We start from the raw sequence: 19,496 nt of genomic DNA on the forward strand, positions 1-19,496 counted from the left end.
GACAGGAACTACTAAATGAGAGTTACTATCAAAAAGTTGTAACTATCATTTTATGGAGGGGTTATGAAGACAGACTCGACTCGCCGCTGGTTGGCGCTGGGGGCGCTGGCCTTGGCAATGCTGACCATCGGCCTGGATATGACCGTGCTGACCGTCGCGCTGCCCACGCTCGCCGTCGACCTGAATGCGAATACCGGCGCGCTGCAGTGGTTCAGTTCCGCATACACATTGGCGCTCGCGGCCGTGATGCTGCCCGCGGGCGCGCTCGGCGACCGCTACGGCCGCAAGAAGCTGCTGCTCGGCGCGCTGGTGCTGTTCGGTGCGGCCTCGCTGGCCTGCGCCTTCGCCACCACCGCCGGTCAACTCATCGCGGCCCGCGTGGTACTCGGCGTCGCGGCGGCGGTCATGATGCCGCTATCGATGGCGGTGCTGCCGGTGCTGTTCCCGGATTCGGCGCAGCGGGCCAAGGCCATGAACATTTGGGTCACCTCGACCGCACTGGGACTGCCGCTCGGTCCGATCCTCGGCGGCTGGCTGATCGATAACTTCTGGTGGGGTTCGGTATTCCTGATCAACGTTCCGATGGTGGTGCTCGGTGCGGCGGCCGTCGCGGCCCTGGTGCCGGAATCGCGGAACCCGGATCAGCGGCCGATGGATTTGCCGGGCATTGTGCTGTCGATCCTCGGCATGGTCGGCGTCACTTACGGATTCATCCGGCTCGGTGATAAGGGGTGGGGCAACGGCCTCGGTTGGGGTGCGCTGCTCGGTGGTGTCGTGATCGTCGCGGCGTTCATCGCGTGGCAGCGGCGTGCGAGCTTCCCGCTGGTCGATCTGGGCCTGTTCGGCAGCCCCGGTTTCCGCTGGGGCGCGGCGTTCACCGTGATCATTACCTTCGGCCTGTTCGGCCTGTTCTTCACCGTGCCGCAGTACTTCCAGGCGGTCCTCGGCGTCGACGCGCTCGGCAGCGGAGTGCGGCTGCTGCCGATGATCGCCGGACTGCTGGTCGGATCACGGCTGGGTGATCGGTTGCTGCCGAAACTGGGACCGGCGCTCATGGTGGCGCTCGGCCTGACGGTGCTGGCAGTCGGCATGGGCTTGGGCGGGCTGACCGAGCTGGGGACCTCGTACTGGTTCGTGGCCCTGTGGGTCGGGTTGACCGGCGCGGGCATGGGCCTCGGACTGCCGGTCGGTATGGCGGTCGCGTTGGACAATCTCGAGGTGGCCCGCGCGGGCGTCGGCTCGGCGCTGGTGCAGGCGCTGCGTCAGGCGGCGGGAACCATCGCGGTGGCGCTTCTCGGCACCGTGCTGGCTACCGTGTACCGCGACGATCTCGGGGTGCTGAATGTCGATCCGATCCGCGACAGCGTGAATTCCGGTGTGGCAGTCGCGAAGTCGACCGGCAATGCCGCCATGCTGGAGCAGGTGCAGTCGGCGTTCGTCGGCGGGATGAGCGCGATGCTGTGGGTGTGTGCGGCGATCTGTGCGGTGGCGGTGCCGCTCGCGCTGCGGGTGTTGCCACGGCGGTCGACGGCCGCGCCGCAAAGCCCGGAGGCGATACCGGACGCGCTGGTGCCGGTTGATGGGCCAGAATCGACATATGTCGGTTGAGCTGCCCGCGGACGGGACGGCCGCGCAGAGCCTGCGCGAGCGGAAGAAGGAACGGACCCGCCGGACGATTCGCGAAGAAGCGTTCCGGCTGTTCCGTGAGCAGGGCTACACCGAGACCACCATCGAGCAGATTGCCGCGGCGGCCGAGGTATCACCCAGTACTTTCTTCCGCTATTTTCCGACCAAGGAACAGCTGGTGCTCGCCGACGATCTCGATCCGCTGATGATCGACGCGATACGAGCCCAACCGCACGACATCCCGCCGATGACGGCGTTCCGCAATGCGGTCGGGGAGGTATTCGCGAATCTGCCCGTGGCCGAGCTGGCATTCGAACAGGAGCGTCAGGCGCTGCTGTATCACGTGCCCGAGCTGCGCGCCGCCATCGGACTGGAACTGCAACGCGGCATCGACCTGATGGCGGGCCTGCTCGCCGAGCAGATGGGTCGGGATGCGGACGATTTCGAGATTCGCGTGACCGCCGGTGCTATCGCGGGGGTCGCGCTCGGCATCGCGAGGTTCAACCCGTTGAATGCCGAGAACCTCAATCGCGCACTGGATTTTCTAGAGGCGGGGTTACCGCTCGGCAAGCAATAGTGCTGCCGAGCGGCCGAAAATCCTAGGCGGACTTGGTAACCGGGCACCCATGTGCCAATGGGCCGAGCAGCTTGTTGTTGTCGTAGAAATGCTCGAGTTCGAGAATGCGCAGGTCGTCGCTGACCCTGGCGATCGTCACGCCGAACATCTCGATCAATGCGCCGGTGGGCTGGTGGCCCTTGTATTCACCGTCGTAGCGACCCCAGTGCCGCCAGCGGAAGGTGACAGCGGGTGGTCCGGCCAGCACCTCGAGCACCTCCCAGAAGAAGCCGTTCGGGAAGGCGGTGTGGAAGGTCGCGTGCGAGGACTCGAAGGTCTCCCGCTCGACCTCGTAGTAGGGGTTATCGCCGATCAGGATGTTGTAGCTGCCGATCCGCGCGAATTCCTCGGCGTCCTGCCATGGTCCGCCGTTGACCCGGCCCCGGTAGTGCTCGGCGACCAGCGACACCCAGGTCGCAGGGTCCTTCTTGTGTGAGACCTCCATCTCGAAGACCCGCACCAGATCCTCGACGATGGCCTCGAGCGAGCCCGCCGCGTGGTCGGTGGTGCGCTCGCGCGGCACGGTTTCGTTGGTCAGGTGGTAGTCGGGCGCGCCGTTGCGCCAATCCTCGGCCCGCGTCGCGGCGACCACCGCGTCCCGGCCCTGCAGCCACAGCGGCGTCTCGGTTGTGGAATCCGGTGTATCAACTGTCATCTCGGCTCTCGCCCCTTCGAAGAGATCGGACGCGAGGCAGGCTAACAGCCGGTTGGTCTGTTGTCGCGGCAGGAGTGTCGAGGACGGGAATTTGCCGAACTCTAATGTCTCCCAGCAACTTTCGAGTTTTAAATGATGATGTGTCACATTCTACCGGATGTGTGCAGTGCGCGGTGCGGCGAATCGTCGTCCATGGTGGCGAAGAAGCCGCCGATCACATCCTCGATCTCCGAAATCGACTGTGCGCAATACAGAATCGGTTGGTAGTGGGTGATGTCGTAGACGGCGGTGCCCATCGTCGCCACGTCCAGCGGTCGCAGCTCGGCGTGCTGGAACTCCTCGATCTCGCCGTAGGAGGACAACAATCCGGCTCCGTAGCAACGGATTTCGCCGTGCTCGCGGACCACACCGAACTCCATGGAGAACCAGAAGACATCGGCGAGGAACTTCAGCGCAGTCTCGGTGGTCAGCCGGGCGACGGCCGCGCCGACCGCCTCGTAGATAGCGGCGAAGCGCGGGCTGGCGATCTGATTGGCGTGTCCGATGATCTCGTGGATGGCATCGGGTTCCGGGGTGTACAGCGGGGCCGAATGGTGCCGGATGTACTGGGTGGAGTGGAAGGTTCGATCGGCGAAGGAACCGAAGAACTCGCGCAGCGGCACCAGGCCGGCGGCAGGCACATACCGGAATCCGGTCAGCGGGGTCAGTGCCGCGGAAACCTCGTCGAGCTGCGGAATGTGGTCGCTCGGCAAATCGAGCCGGGCCGCGGCCGCGAGCACTTCGGTGGCGGCGTACTTCTGGTGTTTGCGTGCGAGTTCGGCCGACACGATGCGCCACACCTGTTGTTCCTCATCGGTGTAGTCGATATGCGGCAACGCTTTATCCGGTGCGTAATCCAGCGCCAGCGCGGCGATCGCATTGCGGCGGGCGCGGTAATCCGGATCGTGCACGCCTGGGTGCTCGTCGCTCAGGTGCACCATGACATCGCCGTCGCCGGATCGGGTTACCGGCGAGTACAGCTGAGCTTCGGTGAACATACCTCGATGCAAGCACCGCCGGTCGGTTGCGACAACAAAAGCCCGTCCAGCTGGACAAACTGCCTAGCTGGGCGGACTTATTCGCGTTATTACCGGCAGTAGACCGGCTGGGGCTGCGGCGAGCTGATCAGTGGTGGCCGTGCATTTCGTGCACCACCGCATGGCCCTTGCCGCGGCCGATCATCCACTTGTTGACCGGTGTGGTGAGGATGAAGGCGACCGCCAGGGACAAGGCGAGTGTCGCCCAGAACATGACCGTATCCAGGTGCGCATCCATCGCACCGGGCACAGCCAGGATGATGGCATTGTCGACGATTTCCATGACCGTGATCGAGACCGTATCCGCGGCCAGCGCGGTGGTGATCGCGGCAGCCAGCGGCAGACCCGCTTTCAGGACGCCGCGCATGGTCAGTGCGTAGCCGAAGAAGAAGGCCAGCGCGATCGCTAGCACCATTGTCGCGGTGTTGTTCCAGCCGAGCGCGGTGCCGATCACCATGCCGAGAATTTCACCGATCGCGCAACCGGTGAGGCAGTGCAGCGTGGCCTGAGCGGCCATTTGCCAGGACGCTGGAGCCTGCTGCTCGGGGTTTGCGTGCCGAGTGTGCTCGGCGGCTGCCGCATGCGCGGAATGTGCTGCATGCCCAGCATGTTCGTGGTGTCCGATGGACGTTCCGTGCTCGTGCTCCATGTCGGGAACTATACCCCGGTAGGGTAATTAGTCAACACGGATTCCGGCTGTTGTGCCCGATTTGCCAGACGTGGGCGAGCCGGATAAAGCAATATGGCGAATGTACGAAGGAGGGCGCATGAAATCCGTGCGGATCGATCTCGACCAGAAACTGCTCGCCGCCGCGGCCGCCATCATGGGCACGTCGACGAGCAGCGCCACCATCAACGAGGCGCTGCGCCGAATCGTTGTGCACGAGCGGCAACTTCACCATCTGGAGCGATTGGCTGCCGGTGTGCTGTGTGCCCTGCCCGGTCCCGAGATCGCGGTTGCCGACGGCTGAGCGGAACTCTGTCGTCCCAGCGATTGACCCTGACGCAGGGGAAACCCCTCAGTATGGTCGGCATGATTACGAAAACCACTGCGATGCAGCATTTCGCGGTTCACCACGACGGGGTCGTAATCCCGGTGTGTCGCGGCGGCGGGGGACGACCGCTGATCCTGTTGCCCGGGCTGCTCACGGCACAGGCCGATCTGCATGAGTTGACCGAGCTGTTGCGACGCGACCACGACGTAGTGACCTTCGATCTGCGGGGCCATGGCCTCACTTCGGCCGCCGACCGGTACACCTTCGATTCGTACCTGAGTGATTTCGTCGCCGTCATGGCGAAGCTGCAGCGCCTCGACCTACCCTCGCCGCCCGTGCTCGTTGGCCACTCGCTGGGCGCGGACCTGATCGTGCACTACGCCTGCGCGTATCCAAGCGCCGTGGCCGAGCTCGTTCTCATAGACGGAGCGAACCCGGTGCCCGAACCGTTCATCAGCGAGGCCGACCTACCGGAGTTCCGTGCAATGTGGGAGGACTTTGCAACGCGCCAGGAGGCCACCAAGGGCTCCTCACGTCAGGTCTCGCTCACCGCGCAGGACATTCTTGACCTCAATCTCGAGCTGGATGTGATCCGGTCCGGAATCCTTGACCAGTATCGAAAGATCGAGTGTCCGATCAGCATGGTCATGTCGACCTCGATGGCGGGCGACAGTAGTGACGGGCGGACATTGTGGCGCAACCAGAACTGGCGTGCCGGCGTCGAGCGGCTCGTCCGCGAGCGGCCGCACATCTCCACATCCTGGCTCGACGCCGGTCACGGGCTGGTCATCACTCACGCCCCGCAGATCGCCCAGATTATCGGGAATACGCAGGCTCAGCCGGTCAGGCGACTTCGTGAATAGCTCCCAGGTTCAGGAGACGGGCTCGATGCTGACCATCGGCGAGCTGGCGTCGTACGCCGGAGTGACGGTGCGGGCGGTGCGGCACTATCACGCCAAGGGGCTGTTGCCGGAGCCGGAGCGGGACCACTCCGGCTATCGGAGGTACGGCGCTGGCGACTTGGTCGAGTTGATCAAGATCCGAACCCTCGCCGAGGCGGGGGTTCCGCTGACACGCGTGCGTGAGCTGCTGCAGGCCGACCAGGAGGAGTTCGTCGCGGCCGTCGCTGACATCGACAAGCGGCTACGGGCGCAGATCCGGGAGCGGCAGCGGCACCGCGAGCGGATCGCTCGCCTCGCCGCCGGGGACAACCTGGTGCTGCCGCGGGAGGTAGTCGAGTTTCTCGACCGGCTGCGGGCGCTCGGGGTCGACGAGCGGATCGTCCGGGTCGAACGGGACGGGTGGATTCCGCTGGCCGCGCACTCACCCGAGCGAGTCCCGGAATGGGTGGCACGCAAGCGGGAGCAGCTCGCCGTCCCGCAGCTCATCGACTTCTATCTCACCCTGGGCCAGGCACTCGACTGGTCCGACCACGACCCACGGTTGGTCGAGCTGGCCGACAATACGGCCGCCTACCTCACGCAGCTGGCCGACAAGCAGGGCGAGGAACACATCGGCGATGTCGACATCGAGCCGCCGCTCGCCATGCTGCTGGACACACTGGCACTCGATACCGCGCCGCCGGCGCGTCGACTGGTCGAGCTACTGACGAAGCGAGGCTGGACCGGGTGGACGAAGCTCGAGCGCGTGGACCGCGAACAGCGTGCGACCGCAACACCTCCTCCTCTCGGTCGCCGACCACGTGCCCGGTGACAAATCAGCTGCCTCGTCACAGGTGTGCAGACCATGGTCGCCATCGCGTTCGACCTGTCGGTGGGGGCTGGCATGATGCGCAAGATCGCACCGCATTCGAGGGGGAATGATGTCGGTACCCATCACCAAACTGCCATCCGGGCAACGTCCACGGGAACGGCTGCTGACGCTCGGACCGCACGCGCTCAGCGACAGCGAATTACTCGCCGTGCTGCTGCGCCAGGGACGCAAGGGCGAAAGCGCACTGGATATGGCCGCCGAAATGATCGCCGAGCACGGCGGCATCGCCGGTTTGGCTGCCGCGCGGCCAGAGGAATTATCGCGGCGCGCGGGCGTCGGGGAGGCCAAGGCCGCGGCCATCATCGCCGCCTTCCACCTCGCCACCAGGGCCCGCAACAGTCCGGAAACCGCCCCGCGTCTGGATGGCGTCGCCGATATCGTCCGGGTGGCGCTGCCGCTGTTCGCCGGTGCCCGCGTCGAACGGCTGCTGGTGCTGGTGTGCGATGCGCAGAATCGATTGCGGCACAAGGTATTCGTCGCCGAGGGTGCGATCGATCAGGTCGCCGTCCCGGTCCGCGAAATCCTGAATACCGTGCTGCGCCACGACGGTCGCGCCTTCGCGGTCGTGCACAATCACCCCTCCGGCGATCCGGTCCCCAGCTTCGACGACCGTCGAGCGACCAGCCTGCTCATCGAATCCGCCCATACCGTCGGCCTGCGCTTCCTGGACCACGTGGTGATTGCGGGGGAGAGGTGGGCCAGCGCCGCACCGCTGCACCGGTCAACGCAATGATGCTGCGGCGCAATAGGAATGGCATAAGACCGCATGCATCCTATGTGAGAACAGCTGCAGCCTGCTGATCCGGTGTGTTGCGGTCAGCGGGGCAGTACCGGAATGCGTTGCAGCAGTGCGGGCGTCGGCTCGTCGACACTCGCCGCGAAGTCGTCGTGCCTGGTGACCCACCGCACCACGAACGGGCACACCGGCACGATCCGGCGGCCGCTCGCCACGGTGTCCGCCAGCGCGTCGTGGATCAGAACGCTGCCCAATCCCCGGCCGCCGAACGCCGGATCGACCTCGGTCGCATAGAAGACACGGTGCACACCGGCATCGAAATACAACTCCTCGCCGACAGTCGCGCCATCGAGTCGGATCTCGTACGCATTGCGCGCCGGAACGCCGACTACCTCTACTTTCGGTTCGGCTCTGTTTACTGTTCGCTCGCTCATGCCCCGTGGAACGCATCCGTACCGCCGTTTATTGCGCAGACGACGAAGGCCGCCCGCGTCTTTCGATGCGGGCGGCCTTCGGGTGCCTCGGGTCAGCGTGCGAACAGCAGTGCGCGTTTGACTTCCTGGATGGCCTTGGTGACCTCGATGCCGCGGGGGCAGGCATCGGTGCAGTTGAAGGTGGTGCGGCAGCGCCAGACGCCTTCGACGTCGTTGAGGATGTCGAGGCGTTCGCGGGCGCCTTCGTCACGGCTGTCGAAGATGAAGCGGTGTGCGTTCACGATCGCGGCCGGGCCGAAGTAGCTGCCGTCGCTCCAGTACACGGGGCAGGAGGTGGTGCAGCAGGCGCACAGGATGCACTTGGTGGTGTCGTCGAACCGGGCGCGGTCGGCCTGACTCTGGATGCGCTCGCGGGTGGGCTCGTTACCCGAGGTGATCAGGTAAGGCTTCACGGCACGGAACGCGTCGAAGAACGGCTCCATATTGACCACGAGGTCCTTCTCCACGGGCAGGCCGCGGATCGGCTCGACGGTGATGGTGAGGGACTTGCCGCTCTTGGGCAGCATGTCCTTCATCAGCACCTTGCAGGCCAGCCGGTTCACGCCGTTGATCCGCATGGCATCCGAACCACAGACACCGTGCGCGCACGAGCGCCGGAAGGTGAGCGTGCCATCCAGGTAGGACTTGATGTAGATGAGCACGTTCAGGAAGCGGTCGGTCGGCAGTACCGGCACCTGGAAGGTCTCCCAGTGCGCGCCCTTGTCGTCCTCCGGGTTGAACCGGGCGACCTTGACGTCGACCATGACCGAGCCCTCGGGCACCGGTGCGGCCTTCTGCGGGGGTGTTTCGAGTACGGCAGTCATCAGTACTTACGCTCCATCGGCTCGTAGCGGGTCTGCACCACCGGCTTGAAGTCGAGGCGGATATCGGAGATGAGCTCCGCACCCTCCTTGTAGGCCATCGTGTGCCGCATGAAGTTGACGTCGTCGCGGTCCGGGTAGTCCTCGCGGGCGTGGCCGCCGCGCGATTCCTTGCGGTTGAGCGCGCCCACCACGGTGACCTCGGCCAACTCCAGCAGGAAGCCCAGCTCGACGGCCTCGAGCAGGTCGCTGTTGTAACGCTTGCCCTTGTCCTGCACCGTGATTCGGGTGTAGCGGTCCTTGAGCGCGTGGATATCGGTGAGCGCCTGCTTGAGGGTGTCCTCGGTGCGGAACACCGCGGCGTTCATATCCATCGTGTACTGCAGTTCGGTGCGGATATCCGCGACCCGCTCGTTGCCGTGATCCGACAGCAGCATGGCCAGCCAGTCCTGCACCATCTGCGCCGGGCTCGCCGGCATCTCGACGAACTCGGTACGCTGGGCGTACTCCGCGGCGGCGATGCCGGAGCGGCGGCCGAAGACATTGATGTCGAGCAGCGAGTTGGTGCCGAGGCGGTTGGAGCCGTGCACCGAGACGCACGCGCACTCACCGGCGGCGTACAGGCCGGGCACCACATCGGTGTTGTTGCGCAGCACCTCGCCGCGGATCCGGGTCGGGATGCCACCCATCACGTAGTGACAGGTCGGCATGACCGGCACCAGTTCCTTCACCGGGTCCACACCCAGGTAGGTGCGCGCGAATTCGGTGATGTCGGGCAGCTTTTCCTCGAGCACGTCCTCGCCGAGGTGGGTCACGTCGATGTAGACGTAGTCCTTGTTCGGTCCGGCGCCGCGACCCTCGAGCACCTCGAGCACCATGGAGCGGGCGACGATATCGCGCGGCGCGAGGTCCTTGATGGTGGGGGCGTAGCGCTCCATGAAGCGCTCACCGCTGGCGTTGCGCAGGATGCCGCCCTCACCGCGGACGGCCTCGGAGATCAGAATGCCCAGACCGGCAAGGCCTGTCGGGTGGAACTGGTGGAACTCCATGTCCTCCAGCGGCAGACCCTTGCGGAACACGATCGCCATACCGTCACCGGTCAGCGTGTGCGCGTTCGAGGTGGTCTTGTACATCCGGCCGGAACCGCCGGTGGCGAAGATGATCGACTTCGCGTGGAACACGTGCAGTTCGCCGGTGGCCAGCTCATAGGCGACCACACCGGTCGCGACCGGACCCCGATCAGTCTCGGACATGACCAGGTCGAGCACATAGAACTCGTTGAAGAACTCCACGTCGTGCTTGACGCAGTTCTGGTAGAGCGTCTGCAGGATCATGTGGCCGGTGCGGTCGGCGGCGTAGCACGCGCGGCGAACCGGGGCCTTACCGTGATCGCGGGTGTGACCACCGAAGCGGCGCTGGTCGATCTTGCCCTCGGGCGTGCGGTTGAACGGCAGACCCATCTTCTCCAGGTCCATCACCGCGTCGATGGCTTCCTTGGCCATGATCTCCGCGGCGTCCTGGTCGACCAGGTAGTCACCACCCTTGACGGTGTCGAAGGTGTGCCATTCCCAGTTGTCTTCTTCGACATTGGCCAATGCGGCGCACATGCCGCCCTGGGCCGCGCCGGTGTGACTGCGGGTCGGGTAGAGCTTGGTCAGGACGGCGGTGCGGGCTCGGGGACCGGCCTCGATCGCCGCGCGCATACCGGCGCCACCGGCACCGACGATGACGACGTCGTAGCGGTGCTCCTGAATCCGGGATTCACTCATGCCTGCACCTCGCTACGCTCGGCTCCGGCATGTGTGAAACACGCTGTGTCGATGATTCGTTCGCTGCGCTCACTCATCGGAGTTCGCCTGTTCCTAACTGATGTTGGGGTCGAAGGTGAAGATGACGTAGGTGCCAACGCCCACGATCAGGATCATCGAGATGGCCAGCAGGGTGTTCAGCCAGAACCGGGTCGAGTCCTTGCGCGAGTAGTCCGCGATCACGGTGCGCAAACCGTTGCCGCCATGCAGTTGGGCGAGCCAGAGCATGGTCAGATCCCAGAACTGCCAGAACGGGCTGGACCAGCGGCCCGCCACGAAGGCGAAGTTCAGGCGCTTCACGCCGCCGTCGAGCAGCAGCATGATCGTCATGTGGCCCAGGACCAGCACGATCAGCAGCAGGCCGGACAAGCGCATGAACAGCCACGCGTACTTCTCGAAGTTGTTGTTGGAGCGGGCACGCGGCGAGCGGGGCAGATCCAGGCTCGCGGGCCGGTCGTAGGACTTACCGAGAATAGGTGCGTTCATGCCTGCACCTCGCTGGCGCTCGGCTCCGGCATAACCGCACTGGCGGCTGTGTTCATGATTCGTTCGCTTCGCTCACTCATGGGATCAGTGCTCCGTGAACAGGTAGAAGAACTGGCGGCCGACGGCCGGAACCACCAGCAGGAACCAGACGGCCAGAATCACCCAGAGCATCGTCTTCTGGTACTTCGGGCCCTTGCCCCAGAAGTCGACCAGAATCACGCGTACGCCGTTGAGCGCGTGGAACAGCACGCAGACGACGAGACCCATCTCCATCAGGGCGACGATGGGGTTCTTGTAGGTCTCGATGGCGTGGTCGTAGGTGTCGGGGCTGACCCGTACCAGTGCGGTGTCCAAGACGTGCGCGAAGAGGAAGAAGAAGATGGTGACACCGGTGATCCGGTGTAGCGCCCAGGACCACATTCCGGGGTCGCCTCGGTACAGCGTCTTCCGCTTCGGCTGTGCCGGAGCTTCTGTCGTGGTCATAGAGTGCGGTGCCTCCAACGTCGTTGATGGACCCGGTTGCAAGTCCGAGGCAGGCGACGTGGATGTAAATGCCCAGGTGGCTGCGCTTTGCTGCTCCAAATAGCTCGCGCGGGGCCCGCCGCCGGGAACCTGAACCGATCTGATCTGGACTCTAATCCCCTCGCAATCGCGGAACTAATTCGGCAGGCCGTGCGTTGCGCTACAGTCGAGCGAGTTAGGTTTACCTTTCTTGATGCGTAATGGGTTGTGCCGTGGCCCCTGCGCGGGCAAGTGCGGCTCGGTCCCTGAGGGGCCGCCGATATCAGACTGAGACCGAAAAATCTTGTGCGACAAGGCAATTCAAGTTATGTGCAATGCCTATGTGTCGAACTCGCGGTTTCCGGTCGGCGCCGGGGCTCTCAGTTCGACGGGCCGAATTGTGAGCGTCGGCAATGTGGAAAATGTCTCATTCGACGAACGATAACCTACTCATCGGTAACAGAAAACTATCGCAGATTCCGATCGGCGACAGCCGAAATTCGCTACGACGACATCCATCGGCGTCGTTCCAGCAACCGCGTCATGAGTTCGCGGTCCGCGGGACGCCCCGCGCCCGTGACGGCGACCAGGATCGAGCGTTCGGCGGCCCCGGCGTTGGGTGAACCCGAAGCCATCTGCGACCAGTGGTAGCGCACCTGAGCCTCGATGAAAGTGTGGTCGCTGCCCGCATCGCAGAGCAGCACCGCGCGATTGATCGGAAAGCGGTCGATCACCCGCTGCAGTTCGAACTGTGTTCCGGTGTTGGCCGGGACATATCCCGACAGATCGACCGCCACCAGGTCGACTCTGGCCAACAGCAGGTCGACCGCGCTCTTCCAGAAACTGCCGTGGCACAGCAGCGCGCGGACGGGGTAGCTACCGGCCGGATCGTGCACGCGTTCGGGCATATTGGTGATCCCGGTCAGCCGGTGCTTACCCGGCGGCAGCGGCTCGGATCCGAATCCGGCCAGCGCGGTGCGGAAGGTGCGCGGCGATGCGGCGAACATGGTGCGTATCGCGTTGTCGGCCCGCGCTCGGGCAACCTCCGCCGGGCTGACCGAACCCGAGCTACGCAGAATGTAGACATAGCCGAATTCACGCCACGCGCCGTGCAGGAAATTGCGAACTCTGGCCTGATTCTCGAACAGTCGCAGATAGGCGATCTCCAGCGGCGGTGATTTGAACACGTTGCGCGCGGCCGACACCACGGTCAACCGGTAGTCGACCGACTTCGGTTTGACGAACTGCACTCGCAACGGGGGGATCTCGGAGGCGCGAACGTAGCGGGGATCGGGCCCGAGGTGACTTAGCGCCGCGGCGTATGCCGGGTCACCGGACCACTTTTCGGCGATATAAGCCGCGTACCAGCGTCGCCAGCGTGGTAGTGCGAACGCGATGATGACCACCGATATGGCCGCGAGTATCGCGACCATCGGCACCACCGCCTCCGGAGCATCGCGCAGCGTGCCATCGGGGTCCTCGGTCTGCACGCCGAACAGCAGCACCGCAATGATCAGCCCGATCGGAATCACGACCCACCGCACCCGCCGCAGCGCGACCTGACGGTGCCCCCGGATTACCCGCAACTCGTTCAAATGCGCCTCGAGCGGCGGCACCAAAAGTGCGGCGCGATCGGGATGACGTTCGACCTTCCGGCGCACCCGATGCGCGCTGTACCAGGCATGCCAGTTGCGCGCCCCTTCGGAGCCGCGCTCCCACAACCCGAACCCACACAGGGGCGCCAGAAACAGCACGAACTGACGCCATCCCGACAAGGGCACCTGCGGCATACCGCTGTACAGAAAATCCGGTGCGAAGAAGATCAGTCCGATGAGTGCCGCCGCCCACGGCAGCGCAAGTGCGGTGTTGCCGAGCCCGGACCACAGTGCCTTCGATTCCGTCGCGCGCACACGTTGTCGAAGGTCCTCCGCGGTCATGCCGGCATCACTTCAGGACGGCGACGACGTAGGTGATCACGTAGGTGAGCGCGAATATCACCGGCACCCACTGCTCGAGGTGGGTGAGCGGCCGGTAGAGACGCCGGTTTCGGCCCTGACCGAGTGCGGTCCACTCCGCCCGCCAATACGGTGACGCGGGCAATCGCTCCTCCAGCGCGCCGACGACCTGATATTTGGCCGCATTGAGCTGACGGTAGGACCGCAGCAGGTAGTACCAGGCCCCGCACTGCACGACCAGCGCCACTGTCGGGCACACCAGCGTCCACACCGCGCGGCTCGGATGGAGTTGCAGCATCACGCCGATGATCGTGAAGGCGCTGGTGTTGAGAGTGAGGAAGAAGCTGTTGGTCAGGCTGCGGCGGGCGCTGATCCGGTCGGCCATCTCGACATACAGCTTGTACTGTTCGAGCACCGCGTCCTGGTACCGGCCCGCATAGCTTTCTGGCGTGACGTGCGAATTCCACAGGCCGTCGCTGATCGGGCTGGACACCGATGCCACCTTCCGGAGGGGCTGAAGGGAATTCGATGATATCCGAAATCTGTTGCCGCGCATCGAGATCTGGTCAGGCCGACGATCAGGTGTGGGGCGAACCGGGCGACATCGAGCATGGCCGGGAGAATTCGACCAGCCGAGTCGCCCGCCATACCGAAACCGCCCCAAGACCATGGAAGGTAGCGAACACGTGGATATCGACTGGAAACTATTGCGGACCAGCGCATATGAGGTCATGCAGCGGGCGTACGCGCCGTATTCTCGATTCCCGGTCGGGGCGGCCGGGCTGGTCGACGGGCGAGTGGTCGTCGGGTGCAATGTGGAAAATGTCTCCTATGGATTAGGGCTGTGCGCCGAATGCGTACTGATCGGGAACCTGTTCGCGGGCGGCGGTGGCCGGTTGCTCGCGCTCTCGGTCACCGATTCCCGGGGCGAAATCCTGATGCCCTGTGGGCGTTGCCGACAGTTGCTCTACGAACACGGCGGGGCCGATCTTCTGGTGGACCACAAGACCGGACCGGTTCCGCTTCGAACCCTGCTCCCCGACGCCTTCGGACCTGACGATCTGGATGCCGGACAGACCTAGGTTGTCCTCAGCAATTCTCTTCGACGATTTCGGCTTCCGTCGACCTCTCGACGTCCGCGAGCTGAGTCGGTGGGAGCCCCATCCAGTCCTGTGACTCGTCGCGTCAGCTTCAACTGGGATTCGCCGAAGCGCTCGTCGGCCTGGCGGATGCGGGCCTCGAGATCCGTCGCGCGGCGGTCCAGGTGTGCATGCGTCATTTCTCCCCCAAAACGTCGCTCCCCCAATCGTCGACTCGATGATGCGCAGAGGCTATCGGAGAGCACCGACAAGTTCCAGGCGGCGAGCGTGCCACGTGCCAGACTTGCCGGTGTGACGGCAGTGGACGCGGTTTCGATCATTACGGCCAAGCGGGACGGCGGAGAGCTGTCGGATGCGCAGATCGATTGGGTGGTGGATGGATTCACCAAGGGGGTGGTGGCCGACGAGCAGATGGCGGCGTTGGCGATGGCGATCGTGTGGCGGGGGATGACGCGTCGAGAGACAGCGCGGTGGACGAATGCGATGATCGCGTCGGGGCGGCGGATGGACTTCACGGATCTGCCGCGGCCGACGGTGGACAAGCATTCGACTGGTGGGGTGGGCGACAAGATCACGTTGCCGTTGGCGCCCTTGGTCGCGGCGTGTGGGGCTGCCGTGCCGCAGCTTTCCGGGCGCGGGTTGGGACATACCGGCGGGACATTGGACAAGTTGGAGGCGATCCCGGGGTGGCGGGCCGATGTGCCGGTGGCGCGGATGCGGGAGATCCTGTCCGATCCCGGCATCGGCGCGGTGGTGTGCGCGGCGGGTGCCGATCTCGCCCCCGCCGATAAGCGGCTGTACGCGTTGCGTGATGTCACCGGGACCGTCGAATCTATACCGCTGATCGCCAGCTCGATCATGAGCAAGAAGATCGCCGAAGGGACCGCCGCGCTCGTACTCGATGTGAAGGTCGGCTCCGGCGCTTTCCTGAAAACCCTGGACGGTGCGCGCGAATTGGCAACGGCCATGGTCGAACTCGGCACCGATGCCGGGGTGCGGACGGTGGCATTGCTGACCGCGATGGACACTCCGCTCGGACGCACCGCGGGCAATGCACTAGAGGTCGCCGAATCGGTGGAGGTGCTCGCCGGCGGTGGCCCCGCCGATATCGTCGAGCTGACACTCACCCTCGCCCGCGAGATGGTCGCTCAGGCCGGACTCGATATCGACCCGGCCGACGCCCTCGCCGATGGTCGCGCAATGGACCATTGGCGCGCCATGGTTCAAGCCCAAGGCGGCGATCCGGACGCGCCCCTGCCGCGTGCGAAGCACACCGAGACCGTGTGGGCCGCACACGACGGTGTGCTGACCCGCCTCGATGCGATGGCCGTCGGCATGGCCGCCTGGCGACTCGGCGCGGGCCGAGCCCGCCAGGGCGATCCCGTCCAATTCGGCGCAGGCATCGAAATGCACGCCAAGCCAGGCGATTTCGTGACCACAGGCCAACGCCTTCTCACCCTGCACACCGACACCACGCAAGCCTTCCCCGGCGCCCTCGCCGCCCTCGAGAACTCCTTCACCATCGGGACCGCGCCCCCACCGCAAGCCCCCTTGATCTTGGACCGCATCGCCCCCTGACACCACCGCACCCGAGTTCGCCCGGCGCGCAATTTCGTCGGCGCGCGAATTCGCATGGCACGCCCGAATCCCCGGCGCGCGTGAACCCGTCCGGCACACACGAACTTTTGCTCGGCGGACTCGGACTCGGACTCGGCTGCTGCGGACGGACTTGCCCGGGGGGTTCGAACGCACCGAGGTGGTGGGCAAAGGTTTGCGGCAAGCAGGCAGGAAACCGACCGCTACGTTAATTCTTGGCTGGTCAAAGGGGCTTTCCGGTACTCGAGGTGTGGCAATCGGCTACTCGAGCAGGGAAGTTGCCGATTATGTCTCGAGTGGGGATGGCGGAGAGCGCAATCACAGCCGCATGAATGGGTTGGTGCGGCTAACGTGTGGTCATGACAGGACCGATGCCTTTGACCCTTGCCTCGATCCGCCAAGCTCCCAAGGCGTTGTTGCATGATCATCTCGACGGTGGTCTGCGGCCCGCGACGGTTTTGGAGCTCGCCGCCGATTGCGGTTATGACGACCTACCCGCCGACAATGAGACCGAGCTGGCGGCGTGGTTCCGCGATGCGGCCGACAGCGGCTCGCTCGAACTTTATCTGGAGACCTTCGCGCATACCGTCGCGGTAATGCAGACCCCCGAGGGCCTGCGCCGCGTGGCTCGGGAATGTGCGGAAGACCTCGCCGCCGACGGTGTGGTCTATGCCGAAGTGCGCTTCGCTCCCGAACAGCATCTCGAGGACGGCCTCACCCTGGACGAGGTGGTCCAGCACACTCTCGCCGGATTCCGCGAGGGCGCGGCAGCCGCGGCCCGAGACGGTCACCCGATCGTGGTGATCTGCCTGCTCACCGCCATGCGGCATGCGGCACGTTCCCGCGAGATCGCCGAACTCGCGGTGCGGTGGCGCGATCGTGGCGTCGGCGGTTTCGATATCGCGGGCGCGGAAGCGGGCTTCCCGCCCAGCCGCCACCTGGACGCCTTCGAATACATGCGTGCCAATAGCGCGCACTTCACCATTCACGCGGGTGAAGCGTTCGGGCTGCCGTCCATCCACGAGGCGCTGGCATTCTGTGGATGTGACCGGCTCGGCCACGGTGTGCGGATCACCGATGACATCACCGTTTCCGGCGCGATCGAAGACGCGCAGCTCGGCCTGGTCGCGAACTATGTGCGGGATGCGCGAATTCCGCTCGAGCTCTGTCCATCCTCGAATGTGCAGACCGGCGCGGTTCCCTCACTCGACAAGCATCCGTTCGATCTGCTGGCGCGGCTGCGCTTCCGCGTCACCGTCAATACCGACAACCGCCTGATGAGTGACACCAGCATGAGCCAGGAGATGCTCAAGCTGGTCGACACCTTCGGCTATGGCTGGAGCGACCTCGAACGCTTCACCATCAACGCGATGAAGTCCGCGTTCATCCCGTTCCCCGAACGCCTGCGCATCATCGACGACATCATCAAACCCGGTTATGCCGTGCTGCTCGGCTAGTTACTTCTCCTGCGTGAGCCGGGACTCGAAGTTGCGCTCCAGGTCCCGCCAGCTCTGGGCCTCCGCGGCGAACGGCGGGTTGGGGGCCAGGCGGGTCGGGTCCGGGTTCAGCAGGTAGGAGACATACCAACCGAGCGGGGTGGACTGCGCCAGCGCCTGCTCCACCGTGTCGTCGTCGGCGTAATCGGCTGCGTCGGTGAACAATTCGACCGCAAGATCGAGCTGTTCGATATCGACCGCCTCCGGGCCCTCGGCCAGGTCGTCGGCGAGACCGGGCAGCACGTAGACGTTCTCGTCGGTCACCTCGACCTCGAGCGAACCGTCGACGGCGGCGGTCTGCACATCGGTGTAGGTGCTCACCCGCGCCAGCTCGTGCTCATGGTCATCGGCCAGGTAGCGGGCCAGCGCGCGCTCGGAGCCGAAAACGGTGATGGAGCCGTCCTTGCCGAGGAAGATCGGCTCGTCGTCGAGGTAGCAGCGCAGCGTGAAGTAGGTGCCGTCGGAGGTGACAATCTTGACCGGGTCGATGCCGACCTCATGCCAGAACGACTCGTCTTCCTCGTCCTCCCCCTCTTCGTCCTCCTCCTCGTCCTCCGCATCGAGGTCGACGGATTCGAACTCCTCGTCCTCCTCGCTGTCGGCCGCGTCATCGGCGTCGACGACGTTCTCCTCCGCGGCGAGCAACTCGGCCTCCGCGACCGCGACCGCCTCGGCATCGACCTCGGGGGTCTGCACCACAGAGTCGATGGCGTCGAGGACGTCGTCCCAGCCCTTGGCGATGGCAGCGCCGATCTGATCCCACAGCTCCTCGCCGTCGCGCCCGACGAAGGCGCTCACGCCGCTGGCCAGCGCGCCGACCACCGGATGGGAGCCGAAGAACTTGGTCACCGTCTCCAGCTCGCACACCTCACCGATATTGCGCACCATGCTGAGCGTGTCGTCGAGCTCGGCGATGGTGTCCACGTCGGGATCGCCCGCGACCAGCTCCGGCACCCCGACCAGATCGAAGGTGAAGTTCTCCTCCGGCTCCAGTTCGGCCGCCGACAGCCCGGCCACGACCTTCCACGCCGGATGGTCCACGAGATCGTTATCGGAGTTGGTCCGGATGAACGCGGCCAGCTCCGCGACGGTCTCGAAACCGTAGAGGGAGTCCTCATGTCCGAGGAACGCCTCCCACTCGTCATCACCGTCGCGCCAGCGCGGTGCCCACAGGGTGACGAGATCGCCGTCGGTCAGGCCGAGCTCGATCGGGACGATGTCTCCAGAAGCCATGTGCGGAAGCCTATCGACCTTCCGAGTCAGTGACTATCCGGCCCGCCCCCAACTCTTCCCGAATCACCCTCCGGCGCGACCGCGAACGACTCGTTCAGTGTCGCAACGACCTTCGATCGCTGCGTGCCGGCGTCCTCAGCGGCCTGCCGACAGGCCCATACGATCAGCTGACCGACCTCGGCAGGCGGCAGCGAAGTGACCGACTCCGACAGGCTCAGGGCGACCAGCGCGCCGTCGCTGTTCACCTCGACGCTGACCGTCCCGTCCTCGGTCCGGAACCGGCCATGCACCTGCTTGAGGCCGTACAGTGCGGCCTCGAGGGCTTCCAGTTTCGCCGTCGCGTTGGCAACCAACGCGTCCATCTCAGCACTCATGCCTGCGCCTCGCTGGCGCTCGCCTCCGGCATGACTGCTGTGGCAGCTGTGTCCATGATTCGCTCGCTTCGCTCACTCATGGCCTGCGCCTCGCTGGCGCTCGCCTCCGGCATGACTGCTGTGGCAGCTGTGTCCATGATTCGCTCGCTTCGCTCACTCATGGCCTGCGCCTCGCT

The 19,496-nt window shown here is 65.0% G+C and carries 22 protein-coding genes; 9 read left to right on the plus strand and 13 right to left on the minus strand.

Going from position 1 to position 19,496, the window contains the following annotated elements; genetic code table 11:
• Positions 1-63 precede the first annotated feature (63 nt).
• Together AB0J47_RS17415 and AB0J47_RS17420 are read left to right on the plus strand one after the other, a co-directional pair.
• Entirely contained in the window at positions 64-1,608 is a 1,545-nt protein-coding gene (locus AB0J47_RS17415) for an MFS transporter (protein ID WP_364346473.1), read from the plus strand.
• Positions 1,598-2,203, plus strand: a complete 606-nt coding sequence (locus AB0J47_RS17420; RefSeq protein ID WP_364346475.1) for a TetR family transcriptional regulator — start codon at positions 1,598-1,600, stop codon at positions 2,201-2,203. The genes AB0J47_RS17415 and AB0J47_RS17420 overlap by 11 nt, the downstream gene beginning before the upstream one ends.
• Positions 2,204-2,225: 22 nt before the next feature.
• On the opposite strand, the gene AB0J47_RS17425 is transcribed toward AB0J47_RS17420, so the two are convergent.
• From AB0J47_RS17425 to AB0J47_RS17435, 3 genes are all read right to left on the minus strand, one after another.
• Positions 2,226-2,897: an ester cyclase gene (locus AB0J47_RS17425; RefSeq protein WP_364346477.1), complete on the minus strand. Its 672-nt coding sequence runs from the start codon at positions 2,895-2,897 to the stop codon at positions 2,226-2,228.
• 143 nt (positions 2,898-3,040) lie between these two features.
• Positions 3,041-3,934: a phenylalanine 4-monooxygenase gene (locus AB0J47_RS17430; RefSeq protein WP_364346479.1), complete on the minus strand. Its 894-nt coding sequence runs from the start codon at positions 3,932-3,934 to the stop codon at positions 3,041-3,043.
• Positions 3,935-4,061: 127 nt separating this feature from the next.
• Positions 4,062-4,622, minus strand: coding sequence for a DUF4396 domain-containing protein (locus AB0J47_RS17435; RefSeq protein WP_364346481.1), 561 nt, complete (start codon positions 4,620-4,622; stop codon positions 4,062-4,064).
• 118 nt (positions 4,623-4,740) lie between these two features.
• On the opposite strand from AB0J47_RS17435, the gene AB0J47_RS17440 reads away from it, so the two are divergent.
• The 4 genes from AB0J47_RS17440 to radC all read left to right on the plus strand — a co-directional run bounded on the left by AB0J47_RS17440 (position 4,741) and on the right by radC (position 7,474).
• Positions 4,741-4,944 carry a type II toxin-antitoxin system VapB family antitoxin gene (locus AB0J47_RS17440; protein ID WP_364346483.1) on the plus strand — a complete coding sequence of 68 codons (204 nt, stop codon included), beginning with the start codon at positions 4,741-4,743 and terminating at the stop codon, positions 4,942-4,944.
• Between the two features lie 23 nt (positions 4,945-4,967).
• Positions 4,968-5,831: an alpha/beta hydrolase gene (locus AB0J47_RS17445; RefSeq protein WP_364346485.1), complete on the plus strand. Its 864-nt coding sequence runs from the start codon at positions 4,968-4,970 to the stop codon at positions 5,829-5,831.
• The gene (locus tag AB0J47_RS17450) at positions 5,824-6,681 is read left to right on the plus strand and encodes a MerR family transcriptional regulator (protein ID WP_364346487.1); all 858 of its coding nucleotides are present in this window, start codon (positions 5,824-5,826) and stop codon (positions 6,679-6,681) included. The genes AB0J47_RS17445 and AB0J47_RS17450 overlap by 8 nt, the downstream gene beginning before the upstream one ends.
• Before the next feature lie 109 nt (positions 6,682-6,790).
• On the plus strand, positions 6,791-7,474 hold the full coding sequence (radC, locus tag AB0J47_RS17455) for a DNA repair protein RadC (protein ID WP_364346489.1): 684 nt from the start codon (positions 6,791-6,793) through the stop codon (positions 7,472-7,474).
• A gap of 83 nt (positions 7,475-7,557) precedes the next feature.
• Here radC and AB0J47_RS17460 read toward each other — a convergent pair whose 3' ends face one another.
• The 7 genes from AB0J47_RS17460 to AB0J47_RS17490 form a co-directional block, all read right to left on the minus strand.
• Positions 7,558-7,911 (minus strand): GNAT family N-acetyltransferase, encoded by a 354-nt coding sequence (locus tag AB0J47_RS17460; protein WP_364346491.1) that lies wholly within the window; start codon positions 7,909-7,911, stop codon positions 7,558-7,560.
• Between the two features lie 92 nt (positions 7,912-8,003).
• A complete protein-coding gene (locus AB0J47_RS17465; RefSeq protein WP_364346493.1) occupies positions 8,004-8,774 on the minus strand; it encodes a succinate dehydrogenase iron-sulfur subunit in 771 nt (256 codons plus the stop codon).
• On the minus strand, positions 8,774-10,540 hold the full coding sequence (gene sdhA, locus AB0J47_RS17470; protein WP_364346495.1) for a succinate dehydrogenase flavoprotein subunit: 1,767 nt from the start codon (positions 10,538-10,540) through the stop codon (positions 8,774-8,776). Before sdhA ends, AB0J47_RS17465 begins: the two co-directional genes overlap by 1 nt.
• A 93-nt stretch (positions 10,541-10,633) precedes the next feature.
• A complete protein-coding gene (locus AB0J47_RS17475; RefSeq protein ID WP_364346497.1) occupies positions 10,634-11,065 on the minus strand; it encodes a succinate dehydrogenase hydrophobic membrane anchor subunit in 432 nt (143 codons plus the stop codon).
• A gap of 84 nt (positions 11,066-11,149) precedes the next feature.
• Positions 11,150-11,548, minus strand: a complete 399-nt coding sequence (sdhC, locus tag AB0J47_RS17480; RefSeq protein WP_364346499.1) for a succinate dehydrogenase, cytochrome b556 subunit — start codon at positions 11,546-11,548, stop codon at positions 11,150-11,152.
• Positions 11,549-12,069: 521 nt separating this feature from the next.
• Positions 12,070-13,503, minus strand: coding sequence for a hypothetical protein (locus tag AB0J47_RS17485; protein ID WP_364346501.1), 1,434 nt, complete (start codon positions 13,501-13,503; stop codon positions 12,070-12,072).
• Between the two features lie 7 nt (positions 13,504-13,510).
• Positions 13,511-14,014 (minus strand): hypothetical protein, encoded by a 504-nt coding sequence (locus tag AB0J47_RS17490; RefSeq protein ID WP_364346503.1) that lies wholly within the window; start codon positions 14,012-14,014, stop codon positions 13,511-13,513.
• 175 nt (positions 14,015-14,189) lie between these two features.
• On the opposite strand from AB0J47_RS17490, the gene AB0J47_RS17495 reads away from it, so the two are divergent.
• The 3 genes from AB0J47_RS17495 (at position 14,190) to AB0J47_RS17505 (ending at position 17,674) form a co-directional block, all read left to right on the plus strand.
• The gene (locus tag AB0J47_RS17495) at positions 14,190-14,603 is read left to right on the plus strand and encodes a cytidine deaminase (RefSeq protein WP_364346505.1); all 414 of its coding nucleotides are present in this window, start codon (positions 14,190-14,192) and stop codon (positions 14,601-14,603) included.
• Between the two features lie 309 nt (positions 14,604-14,912).
• On the plus strand, positions 14,913-16,199 hold the full coding sequence (locus AB0J47_RS17500; protein ID WP_364346507.1) for a thymidine phosphorylase: 1,287 nt from the start codon (positions 14,913-14,915) through the stop codon (positions 16,197-16,199).
• 377 nt (positions 16,200-16,576) lie between these two features.
• On the plus strand, positions 16,577-17,674 hold the full coding sequence (locus tag AB0J47_RS17505) for an adenosine deaminase (protein WP_364346509.1): 1,098 nt from the start codon (positions 16,577-16,579) through the stop codon (positions 17,672-17,674).
• On the opposite strand, the gene AB0J47_RS17510 is transcribed toward AB0J47_RS17505, so the two are convergent.
• From AB0J47_RS17510 to AB0J47_RS17520, 3 genes are all read right to left on the minus strand, one after another.
• Positions 17,675-18,946, minus strand: a complete 1,272-nt coding sequence (locus tag AB0J47_RS17510; protein ID WP_364346511.1) for a primosomal protein — start codon at positions 18,944-18,946, stop codon at positions 17,675-17,677. It lies immediately after the preceding gene.
• A gap of 26 nt (positions 18,947-18,972) precedes the next feature.
• Entirely contained in the window at positions 18,973-19,320 is a 348-nt protein-coding gene (locus AB0J47_RS17515) for a YbaB/EbfC family nucleoid-associated protein (protein WP_364346513.1), read from the minus strand.
• The coding region (locus AB0J47_RS17520; protein ID WP_364346515.1) for a hypothetical protein at positions 19,317-19,496 on the minus strand (180 nt) is incomplete at its 5' end. The genes AB0J47_RS17520 and AB0J47_RS17515, both read right to left, overlap by 4 nt.

The sequence above is a fragment of the Nocardia sp. NPDC049737 genome (genome assembly GCF_040674755.1).
In the GTDB taxonomy this organism is placed as follows: domain Bacteria; phylum Actinomycetota; class Actinomycetes; order Mycobacteriales; family Mycobacteriaceae; genus Nocardia.